We start from the raw sequence: 13,786 nt of genomic DNA on the forward strand, positions 1-13,786 counted from the left end.
ACCTCTAACTATTGTTGATCCAACAAATTGTATTTTTTTAGATACCCACGTAATTGATGATACGTTAAACCAAGGACTTCTGCAGTTTTCTTTTGATTAAATTGGCTGTGCTCAAGCGCTTTGTTAATCATATTTATTTCAAATTCATTTGAGCGTTCTTTTAAGCTACAAGGAAATTGAATATTGGCTTCAACTTTTTGCTCAGAAACGTTTACAGGCGCTGCAACAGAAACAGGCTCAGCACTAACATGTTGAGTGGTTATTGGTGCTTTAATACGCGCTTTAGGTCTAAATGGACTTTCGAATGGGTCTAAAATAATCTGGTGAACGGGAATATGTTCACTTCCGTGGCGATATAAGCTACGTTCAACCACATTTTTAAGCTCACGAATATTACCAGGCCAGTTATACGATAAAAGCGTTTCTGTAGCGCTTCGAGTAAACCCGCTGAATAGCTCCCACTCTAAATCGCGTGCCATGTTCATCGCAAATTGCTCTGCAAGCAGCATAATATCGTCTTGACGTTCACGCAGTGGGGGAAGCGTTATTACATCAAATGCTAATCTATCAAGTAAATCACTTCTAAACTCACCTTGTTCAGCAAGGTGTGGTAAGTCTTCATTGGTGGCGCATACTAGGCGAGTATCTACTTTTACAGTTTGCTTGCCGCCAACACGTTCAAACTCACCATACTCTATAACGCGTAGGAGTTTTTCTTGCACCATGGCGGATGTATTTGCTAATTCATCCAAAAATAGTGTACCGCTGTTAGCTCGTTCAAAACGGCCTTCGTGACGTTTACTGGCCCCCGTAAATGCGCCGCTTTCATGACCAAACAATTCACTTTCGAGCAGGTTCTCGTTCAATGCAGCACAATTTAGTTTTACGTAGTTTTGATCCCAACGTTTAGATAAAAAATGCAGGCGGGCAGCTATAAGCTCTTTACCTGTGCCTCGTTCGCCAATAATAAGCACCGGCTTATCTAGATTAGCTAGTTGCGATACTTGATCCAAAACAGATAAAAAGCTGTCTGATTGGCCCAGTAAATTGTCTTGTTGGCGATATTGGCTCATATTCCCTAAGTCTTAGTCATTTTTACTAACTGTTAGTGTATTTCATAATTATGAATAACTAAAGTAATTTGTATATTTAGTTTAACTTAATGAAAATACAGTGTATTTTAGTTTTTAAAAAGTTGGCAAGCATATTGATACTAGTTAAAGCAGACTAACTAAGTTTTAATTACAGAGGTAAATGTTATGGGAATTTTTTCACGTTTTGCAGATATTGTTAATTCTAATATCAATGCCATTTTAGATAAAGCAGAAGACCCAGAGAAAATGGTGCGTCTGATTATCCAAGAAATGGAAGATACACTAGTAGAGGTTCGCTCTACGTCAGCTAAAACTCTGGCAGAGAAAAAAGAAATTGTTCGCCGCCTAGATACACTTAAAGTTCAAGTAAGTGACTGGCAAGAAAAAGCTGAGTTAGCACTTAGTAAAGACCGCGAAGATTTAGCTCGTTCAGCATTGCTCGAAAAGCAAAAGTCGGCAGATGCAGTGACGGCTGTTGAAGGTGAACTTGAGCATGTAGAGTCTCATATTGAGAAGCTTCAGCAAGAAGTGACCACGTTACAAGAAAAGTTAGCTGATGCTAAATCACGTCAAAAGGCAATAATTCTTCGTCAGCGTTCAGCTGAGTCGCGCCTAGAAGTGAAAAAAGCACTTGATAGCTCGAAGGTAGAAGATGCACTTAATCGCTTTGAACGTTACGAAACTAAAATTGATGGACTAGAATCTCAAATAGAGTCTTACGATTTAGGTAAGCAAACGTTAGCAGACGAAATTGCTGATTTACAAAAAAATGAAAAAATTGATGATGAGCTAGCTGAACTTAAAAAGAAGCTTGCTGATAAGTAATTTACGCAGGGGCATGTAATGTGCCCCACTGCTTAACAAATTTGAACGGATTGTCAGGAGAGGGTTATGTTTGATCCAGAGATACTAGTTGCACCATTTATCTTGTTTATGATTTTTGTTGCGCCACTGTGGTTAATTTTACACTACCGTAGCAAAAAACAAGTAAGCCAAGGGTTAAGTGAACACGAACATCGCCAGTTATTAGAACTAGCACACAAAGCTGAACGTATGGCTGATAGAGTCGAAACACTTGAAGCATTGCTAGACCAAGAGTCACCACAATGGAGACGCAAAGTATGAATGCCAAACGCGAATTATTAAGAGACCCACAACGCGGTAAAATAGCCGGAGTATGTGCGGGATTAAGTGACTACTTTAATATGGAGTTATGGTTAGTTCGCATTATATTTGTTAGTGCGGTACTGCTAGCAGGTGGCCCATTGTTTGTGGTAGCGTATATTGCAGCGTGGTTTATATTAGACAAAAAAGAGCCAACGACTGCACATGCGAGCAGCTCAACAAAAGCTGACGATCCGTTAGAGGTAAAATTTAAAGTATGGCAAAAGGGTGAGCCACCGCGCCGCGCTTTACAAGATTTAAAAGAGCGTTTAGCGCGAGTAGATACACGCCTTCAGGATATGGAACGCCATGTTACCTCAAGCGAGTTTACGGTAAGCCGTGAAATCAACAAACTTTAAAGGATTTAATAGCACTTTGTTCGGTGATTAAGCATCAATGAAGTGCTAGCCCATTATGAGTCGTACTTCATTTGCTAAAAAGACCTTTAAAAGTATTAAAGGCAATGCCCAAAAAGCCCTTCACCGTAGTTTAGATCAGCATGTAAAATTGGCTGTAACTGGGTTAAGCGGTAGCGGTAAAACCGCCTTTATTACAGCTCTAGTCAAGCAGTTAACTACACAGGCTAACGATAAAAACCTTCCTTTTTTTGATGTAATGCGAGAGCAGCGCCACATAGCCACTAAAGTTGTACCGCAAGAGGCGTTAAAGGTCCCAACTTTTGACTATCCGCGAGCACTCAATGCTTTACTCCCAAGTGATGGGATGCCTACATGGCCTGCATCAACCGAGCGTATTAACACCTTGCGTTTGGCTATTAAATACCAAAGTGCCTCAGGGTTACGTGGGCATTTTTCGCCACAATCTACGTTGTATTTAGATATTATTGACTACCCTGGTGAATGGCTACTTGATTTACCTATGCTTGAGCAAAGCTATAGCCAGTGGTGCGAGCAACAATATCCGCTGTTATTACAGCACCCGCGTGTGAACACCTCTAGTGAATTTTTAAATGCGCTTGATCAGCTTGATTTAAACGCGCCTGTGGATGAGAGCGTACTTGCGAAAATTGCTGAACTTTATCAACATATGCTTGTGGGTCTCAAGAAAGACACCAAACTAGCTATGTTACAACCTGGGCGAATGCTTATGCCTGGTGATTTAAAAGGCGCGCCGCTATTATTGTTTTTCCCTGTTAATTTTAAGCAGGTTAATAGCGATGATATTATTGCTGGGTCAAATTTAGAGCATCTCATTAAGCGCTTTAATGCCTATGTAAAAGAAGTGGTTAAGCCTTTTTATAACGAGCACTTTAAACATTTTGACCGCCAAATTGTGTTAGTTGATGTATTAAGTGCTTTAAACGAAGGCCACGAAACACTACAAGAGCAAAGTAGCGTAATCAACCAATTACTCGCTCACTTTAATTACGGCGAATCGGGCTTTTTTAAGCGTTTATTTAAACCCAACATAGATAAAATACTCTTCGCGGCTAATAAGTCAGATCACATAAGTGCCAAGCACCACAAAGACTTAGCACTTCTACTTGATTCGCTAGTGCATGAGCAAACTAACTATTTAAAATTTGATGGCGTACAAATAGAAACCATGGCTATGTCGTCAATTACTGCAACGCAGCCGCGCCAAGTTACCGATAAAGGCCAAACACTAGAGTGTATTTACGGCAAGCCACTTAACGAGCAAGATTGGCTAACCTACTTACCCCCACAACCACCTAACCGCATGCTTAATAAAAATGAGTGGCCAGCGCAGGGTTTTGAGTTTTTGTCGTTTGCGCCTATGCCAACCCCCGACAAGCAACTTAAACATATTCGCCTTGATCATGTGATGCAGTATCTATTAGGAGACAAATTATCATGAGCGACACACAGCAAACTTTTCAAGCAGGTAGGCGAATTGATACCCAAGCAGATGAGCAGGTTGAGCCTACGCTTGCTCCTGCAAAAATAATTACTCAGGGTCAAAGTGAATACATTGAAGAGCCTGATGAAGAGTTTATTGAAGATGAAATAGACCTAGAGCCGGTATATAAAAAGTCAAAATGGCAAACGCTTAAAGGTGTGTTTGCCATAAGCTTTTTAGTACTGGTGTTACTTGAATTTGCTTATTCATTAGTATTTGCATTTCAACAGTCGATTGTTTTAGGCGGTGTGTATTTAACCGCAGTGGTAAGTGGTGTGCTTCTTATTGGGCGCATGTTATGGCGCGAATATAGAATGTTGCGCAGCCTTAAGCGCAATCAGTTACACCGCCAAGAAGCCGACAGGCTCTTAAATAGCGAGCAAGTAGGCGGCGCATTACCGTGGCTTAAAAAACTAAACAAGCACCAAAAGCTTAATAATTTTGACAGCTTTAAAAAGCAAGTTGCACTGCATCACAGTGATAAAGAAATAATGACCCTTTACGCAAATAGCTTGCTTATAACGCAAGACACGCAAGCTAAAAAGCTTATAAACCGTTTTGCAACAGAGTCAGCTTTATTAGTTGCACTGAGCCCCCTTGCGCTGGTGGATATGATGGCTGTGCTTTGGCGTGGTACTAAGTTAATTGAGCAAATAGGTAAAATTTATGGCATTGGTTTTGGTTACGCAAGCCGCATTAAGCTTTACCGTATGCTTATAAAACAAGTTATGTTTGTAGGCAGTGCAGAGCTTATCTCTGATTTAGCAGCCACTGCTCTCAGCGCAGAATTGCTTGGTAAGCTATCTGGGCGAGCCGCACAAGGTGTGAGTGCAGGGATTTTTACAGCGCGAATTGGCTATAAAGCAATGGAGTTAAGTCGCCCACTGCCAAAACTAGAACACAAGCGCAGCCTGTTGAAAGGGACCGTTCAGAGCATTGCAGGTAAAATTTTAAAACGAGGAAAAACAGAGCCCACACAATAACATGGAAATATTTGTGTACAGGTAAATGGGTAAACTTTGCACAAATAGCCATCTGAGCATCCGGCATGCTTGTGATTTAAACTGTGGTACGTTTTTATCTATGTCACTAACAACACATAATAAAAATGAGCACAAAGATAATGACCAAGCATCATCTTCATACACAATGTATCCATGGCCCGCAAAAAGCAAACGACCCGCATGGCGCACTTACGTCGCCTTTGTATCAAACCTCAACCTTTCATTTTGAAAATGCAGCACAAGGTGCCGCACGTTTTGCAGGTGATGAACCTGGTTATATTTACACCCGTTTAGGTAACCCAACGACCACCGAACTTGAACAAAAGATAGCACAGCTAGAGGGCTGCGAAGCCGCTGCGGCAACGGCTACAGGCATGGGCGCTGTGTCGGCATCGGTATTGAGCTTTTTATCACAGGGCGACCATCTTGTAGCATCAAGTGCATTATATGGTTGTACGTTCGCGTTTTTTGCACACATGTTACCGCGTTGGGGAATTGAAGTTACTTTTGTTGATATGACCTGCGAGGACGAGCTACGGGCTGCCATTAAACCTAATTCCAAAATGATATTTGTAGAAACACCAATAAACCCAACAATGGCTGTGATTGATTTAGCACTTATTGGCGCTATTGCTAAACAGCACAGCTTAATTAGCGTGGTAGACAACACCTTTTTAACGCCATTGCTGCAATCACCAAAACAATATGGCATTGATATCATTATGCACAGTGCAACCAAATACATAAATGGCCATGGCGATGTGGTGGCAGGACTTGTGTGTGGATCGCTTGAGCATATTACCTTGATAAAAATGACCGTACTAAAAGACATTGGTGCAACCATAAGCCCACACGATGCATGGCTTATAAATCGCGGATTAAAAACCTTAGCCATACGCATGGAGCGTCACTGTCAGAGTGCACAAACAGTGGCTGAATACCTAGAGGCGCATCATAAAGTTAATATTGTTTATTACCCCGGGCTTAAATCACACCCAGGAAATAAATTTATTGGTAATCAAATGAAAGCTGCAGGTGGCGTGATTGCGTTTGAAATAAAAGGCACTTTACAACAAGGTGCGCAATTTATTGATAGCATGAAGCTTTGTACACTTGCTGTAAGCCTAGGCGATGCCGAAACACTGATTCAGCATCCTGCGTCTATGACCCATTCTCCTTATTCACCAGAAGAGAGAGCTGCCGCTGGTATCAGTGACGGGTTGATCAGGCTCTCTGTTGGGCTTGAAGATGTTAACGACATTATTAGTGATTTAGACCAGGCGTTTACTCAAATCTTTTAGCTGTATTTATTTGTTTACACTTAATGCTGCACTTAAAGCCTTTAAATGTGAGGTTGTAACTTTAATGTGTCACATGTGTAATTTTAACTTTACGAATGAGGTAATCGCGCCAAGTACAGATGTTAGCTTGTCTATTAAACTTTTCTTCACTTTTACATAGTATGGGGTCACTCGATATTCAATAGGTTTGAGTATCACACTGACACCGATTTAGGGCTCACAACCCAGAAGGTACTTATGGCTAAAGCAAGTAAATACACATCCAAAACACCAGACGAAAATGGTGTTATACATTGGAGTGATGAAGAAAATAAAATTTGGTCTGAGCTTGTAGCACGCCAACTTGCGTGCATAGAGGGCAAGGCCTGCGATGAGTATATGGAAGGACTTAAAAAAATAAATCTTCCACACGACCGTATACCGCAACTAAGCGAGCTTAACGAGGTACTTCTTGCCACCACCGGTTGGCAAGTAGCGCCTGTGCCTGCACTTATCGATTTTGATGAGTTTTTTAGGTTGTTAGCAAATAAGCAGTTTCCGGTTGCCACGTTTATTCGAAGCCGTGAAGAGTTTGACTATCTTCAAGAGCCAGATATTTTTCATGAAATATTTGGCCACTGCGCTATGCTAACAAACCCTGATTTTGCCGAGTTCACACACAAATACGGGCAATTAGGGTATGCAGCGCAGAAAAAAGATCGTGTTTACCTAGCACGCATGTACTGGTTTACCGTTGAGTTTGGTTTAATGCAAACCGAAAACGGCCTGCGTATTTACGGTGGCGGAATTTTATCAAGCCCGGGTGAAACGCAGTATGTGTATTCAGATACACCAGAAATAACGCCTATGAGCGTAATTGATGTACTGCGAACGCCTTATCGCATTGATATTATGCAACCGCAGTACTACACCATTAATTCGATTCATGATCTGTTTGATATATCGCAAATGGATATTATGACTTTGGTTGAGCAAGCTAAAGAGCTTGGCTTGCATGACCCAAAATTTCCACCAAAAGAAAAATTAGCCAGTTAACTTTAATTTAAAAGAAACGCTAAAGTAAGGATTTAAAATGTCTTCATTAAGTGAACAAAAATGCGAAGCTTGCCACGTAGATGCACCAAAAGTGTCTGACGAAGAGCTTGCACAGCTTATTACAAAAATACCAGACTGGGTACCAGAAGTACGCGACAGCATTATGCAGCTAGAGCGTGTTTATAAATTTAAAAACTTTAAACAAGCTATCGCGTTTACTAACAAAGTAGGCGACATGGCAGAAGACGAAGGCCATCACCCTGGTTTATTAACCGAGTGGGGCAAAGTAACTGTAACGTGGTGGAGCCATTCAATTAAAGGCTTGCACAAAAACGACTTTATTTGCGCAGCTAAAACAGACGACGTATTTAACGCGCTGTAATTAAAAAATTAATTGAGCAAACCTAAAAGCACTTATTTTTATAAGCGCTTTTTTATTGGTGTTGGTAAACTATCACCCTTTATTAAAATTGTTACGACAAAAGCATATGGATAACAAAACGAATATTTACCATGTAATTATCTTCTTAGGTTGATTGTTTTGTGTCCGAGAATAATATAGGCTGTAAATGAAAGGATAGTTACATGCCAAAAAAACTGCAGCTGATTAACCCTGATGGACAGGCTAACTTTGGTTTATTCCCACAGGGGATTGAGCATATTAATTACTTAGATTTTGATTTAAGAAACGCAATGGATAAGCCATGCGGTAAACTTGCAAAAAAATTTAAGTTTAACCAGTTTCAGTTTATAAGCATTACTTGCGATGAATTAGTTATTGGGCTTGCAATCGTTGATTTAAAAATTGCCAGCAACTGTTTTGTTTATGTTTACAATTTAAAAACAGAGCAGTTAGACGAGCACAGCTTTGTAAATTTATTTTCTAAAAACACATTAATTGAGCCGCTGCCAAATTCTGGCAATAGTTATTTTAAAAAGGGTGATAACAGCGTTTACGTTAATACCACAGATAGACCCGGTGAACGAAAGGTAACAGTTAAAATAAGTACCACGCTGATCCTTGATGCAATAATTAACGAGTCAGATAATTACCTTCCTTTGAGTGTATGTGCTCGAGCTGGTTATGTTGGTTTTCATTTCACCCAAAAATCAGCCGCGCTAAATTGCTCTGGCACGCTTCTATTAAAAAATACCCGCTACGATTTTAGCCATATGAACGCATTGGCCTGTGTAGATTGGAGTGCAGGCTATATGCGTCGTGAAACATTTTGGAATTGGGCAAGCCTTGCCTGCAAATTACCTGATGGACGCTACTTGGGATTAAACCTTTCAGCAGGTGTAATTGAAACAGGATTTACTGAAAATGCTATTTGGCTTGACGGAAAGCTATACAAAATTGATATGGTTGATTTTAAGTTTAATCGTTATGGTAACGAAATTGATTGTGACAAGTGGGAACTCCACTCAAACGACGGCCTGATTAATCTTACTTTTGAACCTGTAAGCCAACGTTTTGATAAAACTAATTTACTCATTGTGGCCACGAATTTCACACAAAAAATCGGTCGTTATTTCGGTCAAATAACGCTTCCTAATGAAGTGATAACACTCAACGGGCAGTGGGGCTTAGCAGAAGATCACTATTCAAAATGGTAGATGTAGCTTTTGGGAATTAACGTATATAAACGAACGCTTTAAAAGAATGTAAGGCTCTAAATCTAAAAAGGTTCAGAGCCTTATTTTTTCATCAATAATTTATACTAATGCCATTGTTTTCTATTTAATCATCAATCGAGCGAAGTAGGGCGTTGATGCCTACTTTTTCGCGTGTTTGTTGATCTACTTTTTTCACAATGATTGCAGCGTAAAGGCTGTGTGTGCCATCTTTTGATGGTAGTGCACCTGGTACAACTACTGCGCCTGCAGGTACGCGGCCGTAGTGAATTTCGCCGGTTTCACGGTCGTAAATACGAGTGCTTTGGCTGATATAAACCCCCATTGAAATAACAGCGCCTTCTTCTACTACCACACCTTCAACAATTTCAGAACGTGCGCCAATAAAACAATTGTCTTCAATGATGGTTGGGTTAGCTTGTAGTGGCTCTAAAACGCCGCCTATGCCAACGCCGCCAGATAAGTGTACGTTCTTACCAATTTGTGCACATGAGCCAACAGTGGCCCATGTATCAACCATGGTGCCCTCGTCAACGTATGCGCCAATGTTTACGTACGAGGGCATAAGTACGACGTTTTTACCTACAAAGCTGCCTTTACGTGCTACTGCGTTAGGCACTACGCGCATGCCGCCTTGTTGAAATTGCTCTGGCGTGTAGTCGCTAAATTTAAGCGGTACTTTGTCGTAAAACTGATTAACGCCGTCGTTCATTGGTTGGTTGTCGCGAATACGAAAAGATAGTAAAACTGCTTTTTTAAGCCATTGGTGTACAACCCATTCGCCTGATATTTTTTCAGCAACACGCGCGGCACCGCTATCAAGTAGTTCTAGCGCGTCAATAATAGCTTGTTTTACATCGTTAGATACAGTGCTTGGGCTAATGTTGTCGCGGTTATCCCATGCGTTTTCGATCATTGTTTTTAAATCTGACATGTGTGTCCTCTTATTCTGTTTCGGCGTTGAATTTTTTACGTAATGCCTGATGAATTTTTGCTTGTTCTTCATCAGTCAGGGCTTGGTATTCGTTATTTGATACGACAAAGAAATCCTCTGCACGTTCACCTACCGTTGTTATGCGGGCTGCATGAATATGGAGTAAATGTGCTTGGAAAACTTCGGCTATTTTGGTTAGTAGACCGGGTATATCAACCGCTTGTATTTCAATTAAGCTGCGATCTTTTCTGGCATGTGGGCGCAGCACAATTTTGGGTTTGATATTAAAGTCTTTAAAACGTTGTGAGCGACTCTTTTTAAAGCGAATTTTTTTACGCGGGTCATTAAGTGCTTGCTCAAGGCCGCGTTTAATCGATTGCGCGCGGCTACTTGCGATAGGGTCGCCGCTGACTTCAAGAATAACAAAGCTAAACAGTACATAACCGTCTTTGGTGGTCAGTACTTGTGCGTGTTGGATCTGTGCCTTTTTAGTACCAATTATGTTTACTAAACGGGCAAATAGGGCACCCGAGTAAGGACTGTAAACAAACACTTGCGTGCCGCCGTGCATAGGCGCATTCGACACAATTACACTCGGTTGACTTAAATCGGTGCTATTTACTAAATGCTCGGTTTGCCACGATATTTGCTGCTCGCTAAATGCAGTAAAGTAGTTTGCTTTAAAGCGGCTCCAAATTAAGTCAATTTTTTCTTCAAGGTACCCTAAATTAAGCAGGCGTTGTTTTGCTTGGTGCTTTTTATCACGAATTTGGTCGCGTTGGTCCATTGGGTTTTCAAGGCCCAAACGCAATGCACGTTGTGTGTGCAAATAAAGTTCGCGCAATAAGGTGTTTTTCCAATCGTTCCATAGGTTGTCGTTAGTGGCACGAATATCTGCCACAGTTAAACAATAAAGGTAATCGAGTTGGCGCTCTGTTTTTACACGTGTTGCAAAGTCTTTGATTACTGTAGGGTCGTTTATGTCTTTTCTTTGTGCAGTTACCGACATAAGTAAGTGATTACCAACAAGCCATGCGATAAGCTTGCCATCGGATGATGAGAACCCATGTAACTTAGCAAATGCAATAGCATCGACCGACCCTAGCTCTGAGTGATCGCCACCACGGCCTTTCGCAATATCATGAAAAATACCGGCTAAATATAAAAGCTCGGGTTTATCCATTCGGGTGACTATTTCACTACAAATTGGAAATTCACTCACGCCCGTTTTATCAAAGTATTGGTAAATATTATTGATTAACTTGTGGGTGTGCTCGTCTACCGTGTAGGCATGAAATAAATCAAACTGCATTTGCCCAAAAATATTACGCCATTGCGGTAAGTATGCTGCCAGCATGCCGTGCTTATGCATTAATGTGAATGCGCGGCCCATACCGTTAGGGTGTTTTACCAAGCGTAAGAAAGCTTCACGGCAGGCCGCGTAATCTTGCAGGTCACCCAACAAACGACGGCGTACTTGGCGAATAGTGCGTATAGTGCTTGGGTAAATATGGGTAATTTCTGGATTTTCAGCAATGTGCTCAAACAGAACAAAAAGTTGATCGCGCCTAAAAAATACAGATGGGTCTTTAACACGAATTTGATGGCCAACACGCTCAAAATTTCTGTCGAGTACCTCAACAACGGCTTCGCTGCTTAGTGGCGAAATGCTTTGCTCAAAATACGAAAGCAGCATCTGATTGAGTTCGCGTACACGGCTCATTATACGAAATAAGCGCTTCATCATACGTTCAACCGACGCTTTACCATCGCTACCAAAGCCAAGTATTTCTGCAGCGAGGGGTTGGTGATCAAATAGTAAACGGTTTTCTGATCGTCCTGCGGCTAAGTGCAGGGCAAAGCGAATGTTCCATAGGTTTTCTAAACACTCTGAAAGCTCTTGAAACTCTTCATGGGTTAAGTAGCCATGGTTTATGAGCTCTTGGAGGGTTTCGGCTCTAAAATGCTTTTTGGCTACCCAAATAATAGTTTGTAAATCGCGAAGACCGCCTGGGTTTTCTTTTATGTTTGGCTCTAAGTTGTACGCTGTTCCGTGACATTTACGGTGACGCAAATTTTGCTCTTGTACTTTGGCTTCAAAAAAGTCGTTAGAGCCCCATACTGGCGTTTCGAGTATAAAGTTTTTAAGCTTTTCAAACTCAATATGGTTACCAAAAATTAGTCGGCTTTCGAGTAAGCTGGTGGCAAAAGTGACGTCTTCGCGTTTTTGCTCTATTGCTTGATCAATTGTACGAACGCTGTGGCCAATCTCTAAGTTAAGATCCCACAGCATAGTGACAAATTGACCTATTTTTTCACATACCGCTTCATTTGGTTGCTCTGTTACAAGCAGTAAGAAGTCGATATCTGAATAAGGGTGAAGCTCACCCCGTCCGTAACCGCCTACGGCAATCAGCGCTAAATCAGGCTCATGAGATAGATCATAAACATGAAATAATTTGATCAACAGGCGGTCGATAAACTCAGCCCGGGCATTAATTAAATTACCAACTGGTTGTTTTGAAAATTCGTTATGCAACCATTTGTAAAAATAGCTGGAACAATCGCGATAGTCACTTAGTTGCTCAGCATCGCTAAGCAACTTTTTTACTTTGTTGGGTAATGCCACGTGGGCTGGCTCCTCATTGAACCTTCCACATTGATAAACGTACTATCAACTGCGTAGGTTTATTAGTGTTCGATAATCCTGTCGATAGTATCATCTGATCGTAGCGTTAAAATTTCAACACCATTTTCAGTCACTAATAACGTGTGTTCCCACTGTGCAGACAAACTGCGGTCGCGTGTTACAACCGTCCACTCATCTTTAAGCAGTTTACATTGGCGCTTGCCCGCATTAACCATTGGCTCAATAGTTAAACACATACCCGCTTTTAATGTTTCACCGGTACCGGCTTTACCGTAATGCATAACCTGTGGTTCTTCGTGAAATTCGCTACCAATACCATGGCCGCAATATTCACGTACTATTGAGTAGTTGAAGCTCTCGGCGTATTTTTGAATTGCTTCGCCAATATCACCTAAACGTACACCCGGCTTTACCATTTTAATGGCAAGATATAAGCTTTCTTGTGTTACTTCAGCCAAACGCTTGCCTTGAATGTTTGGTTTACCTACGTGAAACATTTTAGATGTATCGCCGTGGTAGCCATCTTTGATAACAGTGATGTCGATATTTACGCTGTCACCTTCTTTTAACGGTTTGTCGTTAGGAATACCATGACAAATTACATGGTTAACAGAGGTGCAAATTGATTTTGGAAAACCATGATAGTTTAAAGGAGCAGGGACTGCTTTTTGCTCGTTAACAATATAATCATGACAAATAGTATTTAGCTCATCAGTGGTGATCCCCGGCACGACATGTGGGCCGATCATTTCAAGTACGTCTGCTGCTAAACGCCCAGCTACACGCATTTTCTCTATTTCTTCAGGGGTCTTGATAATAGCGCTCATTGAGGCTCCAAAGTTGCGTTTCTAACATTTTATCGCTGCATAATTTTTGCACGCGATGTTGAGTATTTAATTTTAATATGGTATAAAGCGCGCCGTCTTTTTACAAATAAATTCTTAAATGATTTTTTGTATTTAAGGCAAACACAATTTGATTTTAACACACACACGTATCGTCACATACACTTGGGTGCATTAGAAGTTTAAATACTTCGGTGTTGGTGCTATGGGATATGTGGAGGCCTAACCCTAAACAACTATAGA

13 protein-coding genes are annotated in these 13,786 nt (G+C 41.1%); 9 read left to right on the top strand and 4 right to left on the bottom strand.

Features of this window, described 5'->3' with window-relative positions:
* Window positions 1–8 precede the first annotated feature (8 nt).
* Complete coding sequence (pspF, locus tag P20480_RS16420; RefSeq protein WP_008126638.1) at window positions 9–1,073, bottom strand: phage shock protein operon transcriptional activator; 1,065 nt, start codon at window positions 1,071–1,073, stop codon at window positions 9–11.
* A 186-nt stretch (window positions 1,074–1,259) separates the two neighbouring features.
* On the opposite strand from pspF, the gene pspA reads away from it, so the two are divergent.
* From pspA to P20480_RS16375, 9 genes are all read left to right on the top strand, one after another.
* Window positions 1,260–1,919 (top strand): phage shock protein PspA, encoded by a 660-nt coding sequence (gene pspA / locus P20480_RS16415; protein ID WP_006793648.1) that lies wholly within the window; start codon window positions 1,260–1,262, stop codon window positions 1,917–1,919.
* Window positions 1,920–1,985: 66 nt separating this feature from the next.
* Window positions 1,986–2,219 carry an envelope stress response membrane protein PspB gene (gene pspB, locus P20480_RS16410; protein ID WP_006793647.1) on the top strand — a complete coding sequence of 78 codons (234 nt, stop codon included), beginning with the start codon at window positions 1,986–1,988 and terminating at the stop codon, window positions 2,217–2,219.
* Window positions 2,216–2,617: an envelope stress response membrane protein PspC gene (gene pspC, locus P20480_RS16405; protein ID WP_006793646.1), complete on the top strand. Its 402-nt coding sequence runs from the start codon at window positions 2,216–2,218 to the stop codon at window positions 2,615–2,617. The genes pspB and pspC overlap by 4 nt, the downstream gene beginning before the upstream one ends.
* Before the next feature lie 55 nt (window positions 2,618–2,672).
* The gene (locus P20480_RS16400) at window positions 2,673–4,097 is read left to right on the top strand and encodes a YcjX family GTP-binding protein (protein ID WP_008126642.1); all 1,425 of its coding nucleotides are present in this window, start codon (window positions 2,673–2,675) and stop codon (window positions 4,095–4,097) included.
* Window positions 4,094–5,122 carry a TIGR01620 family protein gene (locus P20480_RS16395; RefSeq protein WP_008126644.1) on the top strand — a complete coding sequence of 343 codons (1,029 nt, stop codon included), beginning with the start codon at window positions 4,094–4,096 and terminating at the stop codon, window positions 5,120–5,122. The genes P20480_RS16400 and P20480_RS16395 overlap by 4 nt, the downstream gene beginning before the upstream one ends.
* Window positions 5,123–5,262: 140 nt before the next feature.
* Window positions 5,263–6,444: a methionine gamma-lyase gene (gene megL / locus P20480_RS16390; protein ID WP_008126646.1), complete on the top strand. Its 1,182-nt coding sequence runs from the start codon at window positions 5,263–5,265 to the stop codon at window positions 6,442–6,444.
* Window positions 6,445–6,681: 237 nt separating this feature from the next.
* Complete coding sequence (phhA, locus tag P20480_RS16385; protein ID WP_008126648.1) at window positions 6,682–7,479, top strand: phenylalanine 4-monooxygenase; 798 nt, start codon at window positions 6,682–6,684, stop codon at window positions 7,477–7,479.
* Between the two features lie 37 nt (window positions 7,480–7,516).
* A complete protein-coding gene (locus tag P20480_RS16380; RefSeq protein WP_008126650.1) occupies window positions 7,517–7,861 on the top strand; it encodes a 4a-hydroxytetrahydrobiopterin dehydratase in 345 nt (114 codons plus the stop codon).
* Window positions 7,862–8,064: 203 nt separating this feature from the next.
* Window positions 8,065–9,096, top strand: a complete 1,032-nt coding sequence (locus P20480_RS16375) for a DUF2804 domain-containing protein (RefSeq protein ID WP_008126652.1) — start codon at window positions 8,065–8,067, stop codon at window positions 9,094–9,096.
* Between the two features lie 124 nt (window positions 9,097–9,220).
* On the opposite strand, the gene dapD is transcribed toward P20480_RS16375, so the two are convergent.
* The 3 genes from dapD to map form a co-directional block, all read right to left on the bottom strand.
* Window positions 9,221–10,048 carry a 2,3,4,5-tetrahydropyridine-2,6-dicarboxylate N-succinyltransferase gene (dapD, locus tag P20480_RS16370; protein ID WP_008126654.1) on the bottom strand — a complete coding sequence of 276 codons (828 nt, stop codon included), beginning with the start codon at window positions 10,046–10,048 and terminating at the stop codon, window positions 9,221–9,223.
* A 10-nt stretch (window positions 10,049–10,058) separates the two neighbouring features.
* Window positions 10,059–12,677, bottom strand: coding sequence for a [protein-PII] uridylyltransferase (gene glnD, locus P20480_RS16365; protein ID WP_008126657.1), 2,619 nt, complete (start codon window positions 12,675–12,677; stop codon window positions 10,059–10,061).
* 62 nt (window positions 12,678–12,739) lie between these two features.
* Window positions 12,740–13,525, bottom strand: coding sequence for a type I methionyl aminopeptidase (gene map, locus P20480_RS16360; RefSeq protein ID WP_006793637.1), 786 nt, complete (start codon window positions 13,523–13,525; stop codon window positions 12,740–12,742).
* Window positions 13,526–13,786 lie beyond the last annotated feature (261 nt).

This window comes from Pseudoalteromonas sp. BSi20480, assembly GCF_000241365.1.
Classification (GTDB): domain Bacteria; phylum Pseudomonadota; class Gammaproteobacteria; order Enterobacterales; family Alteromonadaceae; genus Pseudoalteromonas; species Pseudoalteromonas marina.

Excerpts from the sequence above, each read along its gene's own strand:
- pspF (WP_008126638.1), bottom strand. The coding sequence starts at position 1,073 with ATGAGCCAATATCGCCAACAAGACAATTTACTGGGCCAATCAGACAGC.
- pspA (WP_006793648.1), top strand. The coding sequence starts at position 1,260 with ATGGGAATTTTTTCACGTTTTGCAGATATTGTTAATTCTAATATCAAT.
- pspB (WP_006793647.1), top strand. The coding sequence starts at position 1,986 with ATGTTTGATCCAGAGATACTAGTTGCACCATTTATCTTGTTTATGATT.
- pspC (WP_006793646.1), top strand. The coding sequence starts at position 2,216 with ATGAATGCCAAACGCGAATTATTAAGAGACCCACAACGCGGTAAAATA.
- P20480_RS16400 (WP_008126642.1), top strand. The coding sequence starts at position 2,673 with ATGAGTCGTACTTCATTTGCTAAAAAGACCTTTAAAAGTATTAAAGGC.
- P20480_RS16395 (WP_008126644.1), top strand. The coding sequence starts at position 4,094 with ATGAGCGACACACAGCAAACTTTTCAAGCAGGTAGGCGAATTGATACC.
- megL (WP_008126646.1), top strand. The coding sequence starts at position 5,263 with ATGACCAAGCATCATCTTCATACACAATGTATCCATGGCCCGCAAAAA.
- phhA (WP_008126648.1), top strand. The coding sequence starts at position 6,682 with ATGGCTAAAGCAAGTAAATACACATCCAAAACACCAGACGAAAATGGT.
- P20480_RS16380 (WP_008126650.1), top strand. The coding sequence starts at position 7,517 with ATGTCTTCATTAAGTGAACAAAAATGCGAAGCTTGCCACGTAGATGCA.
- P20480_RS16375 (WP_008126652.1), top strand. The coding sequence starts at position 8,065 with ATGCCAAAAAAACTGCAGCTGATTAACCCTGATGGACAGGCTAACTTT.
- dapD (WP_008126654.1), bottom strand. The coding sequence starts at position 10,048 with ATGTCAGATTTAAAAACAATGATCGAAAACGCATGGGATAACCGCGAC.
- map (WP_006793637.1), bottom strand. The coding sequence starts at position 13,525 with ATGAGCGCTATTATCAAGACCCCTGAAGAAATAGAGAAAATGCGTGTA.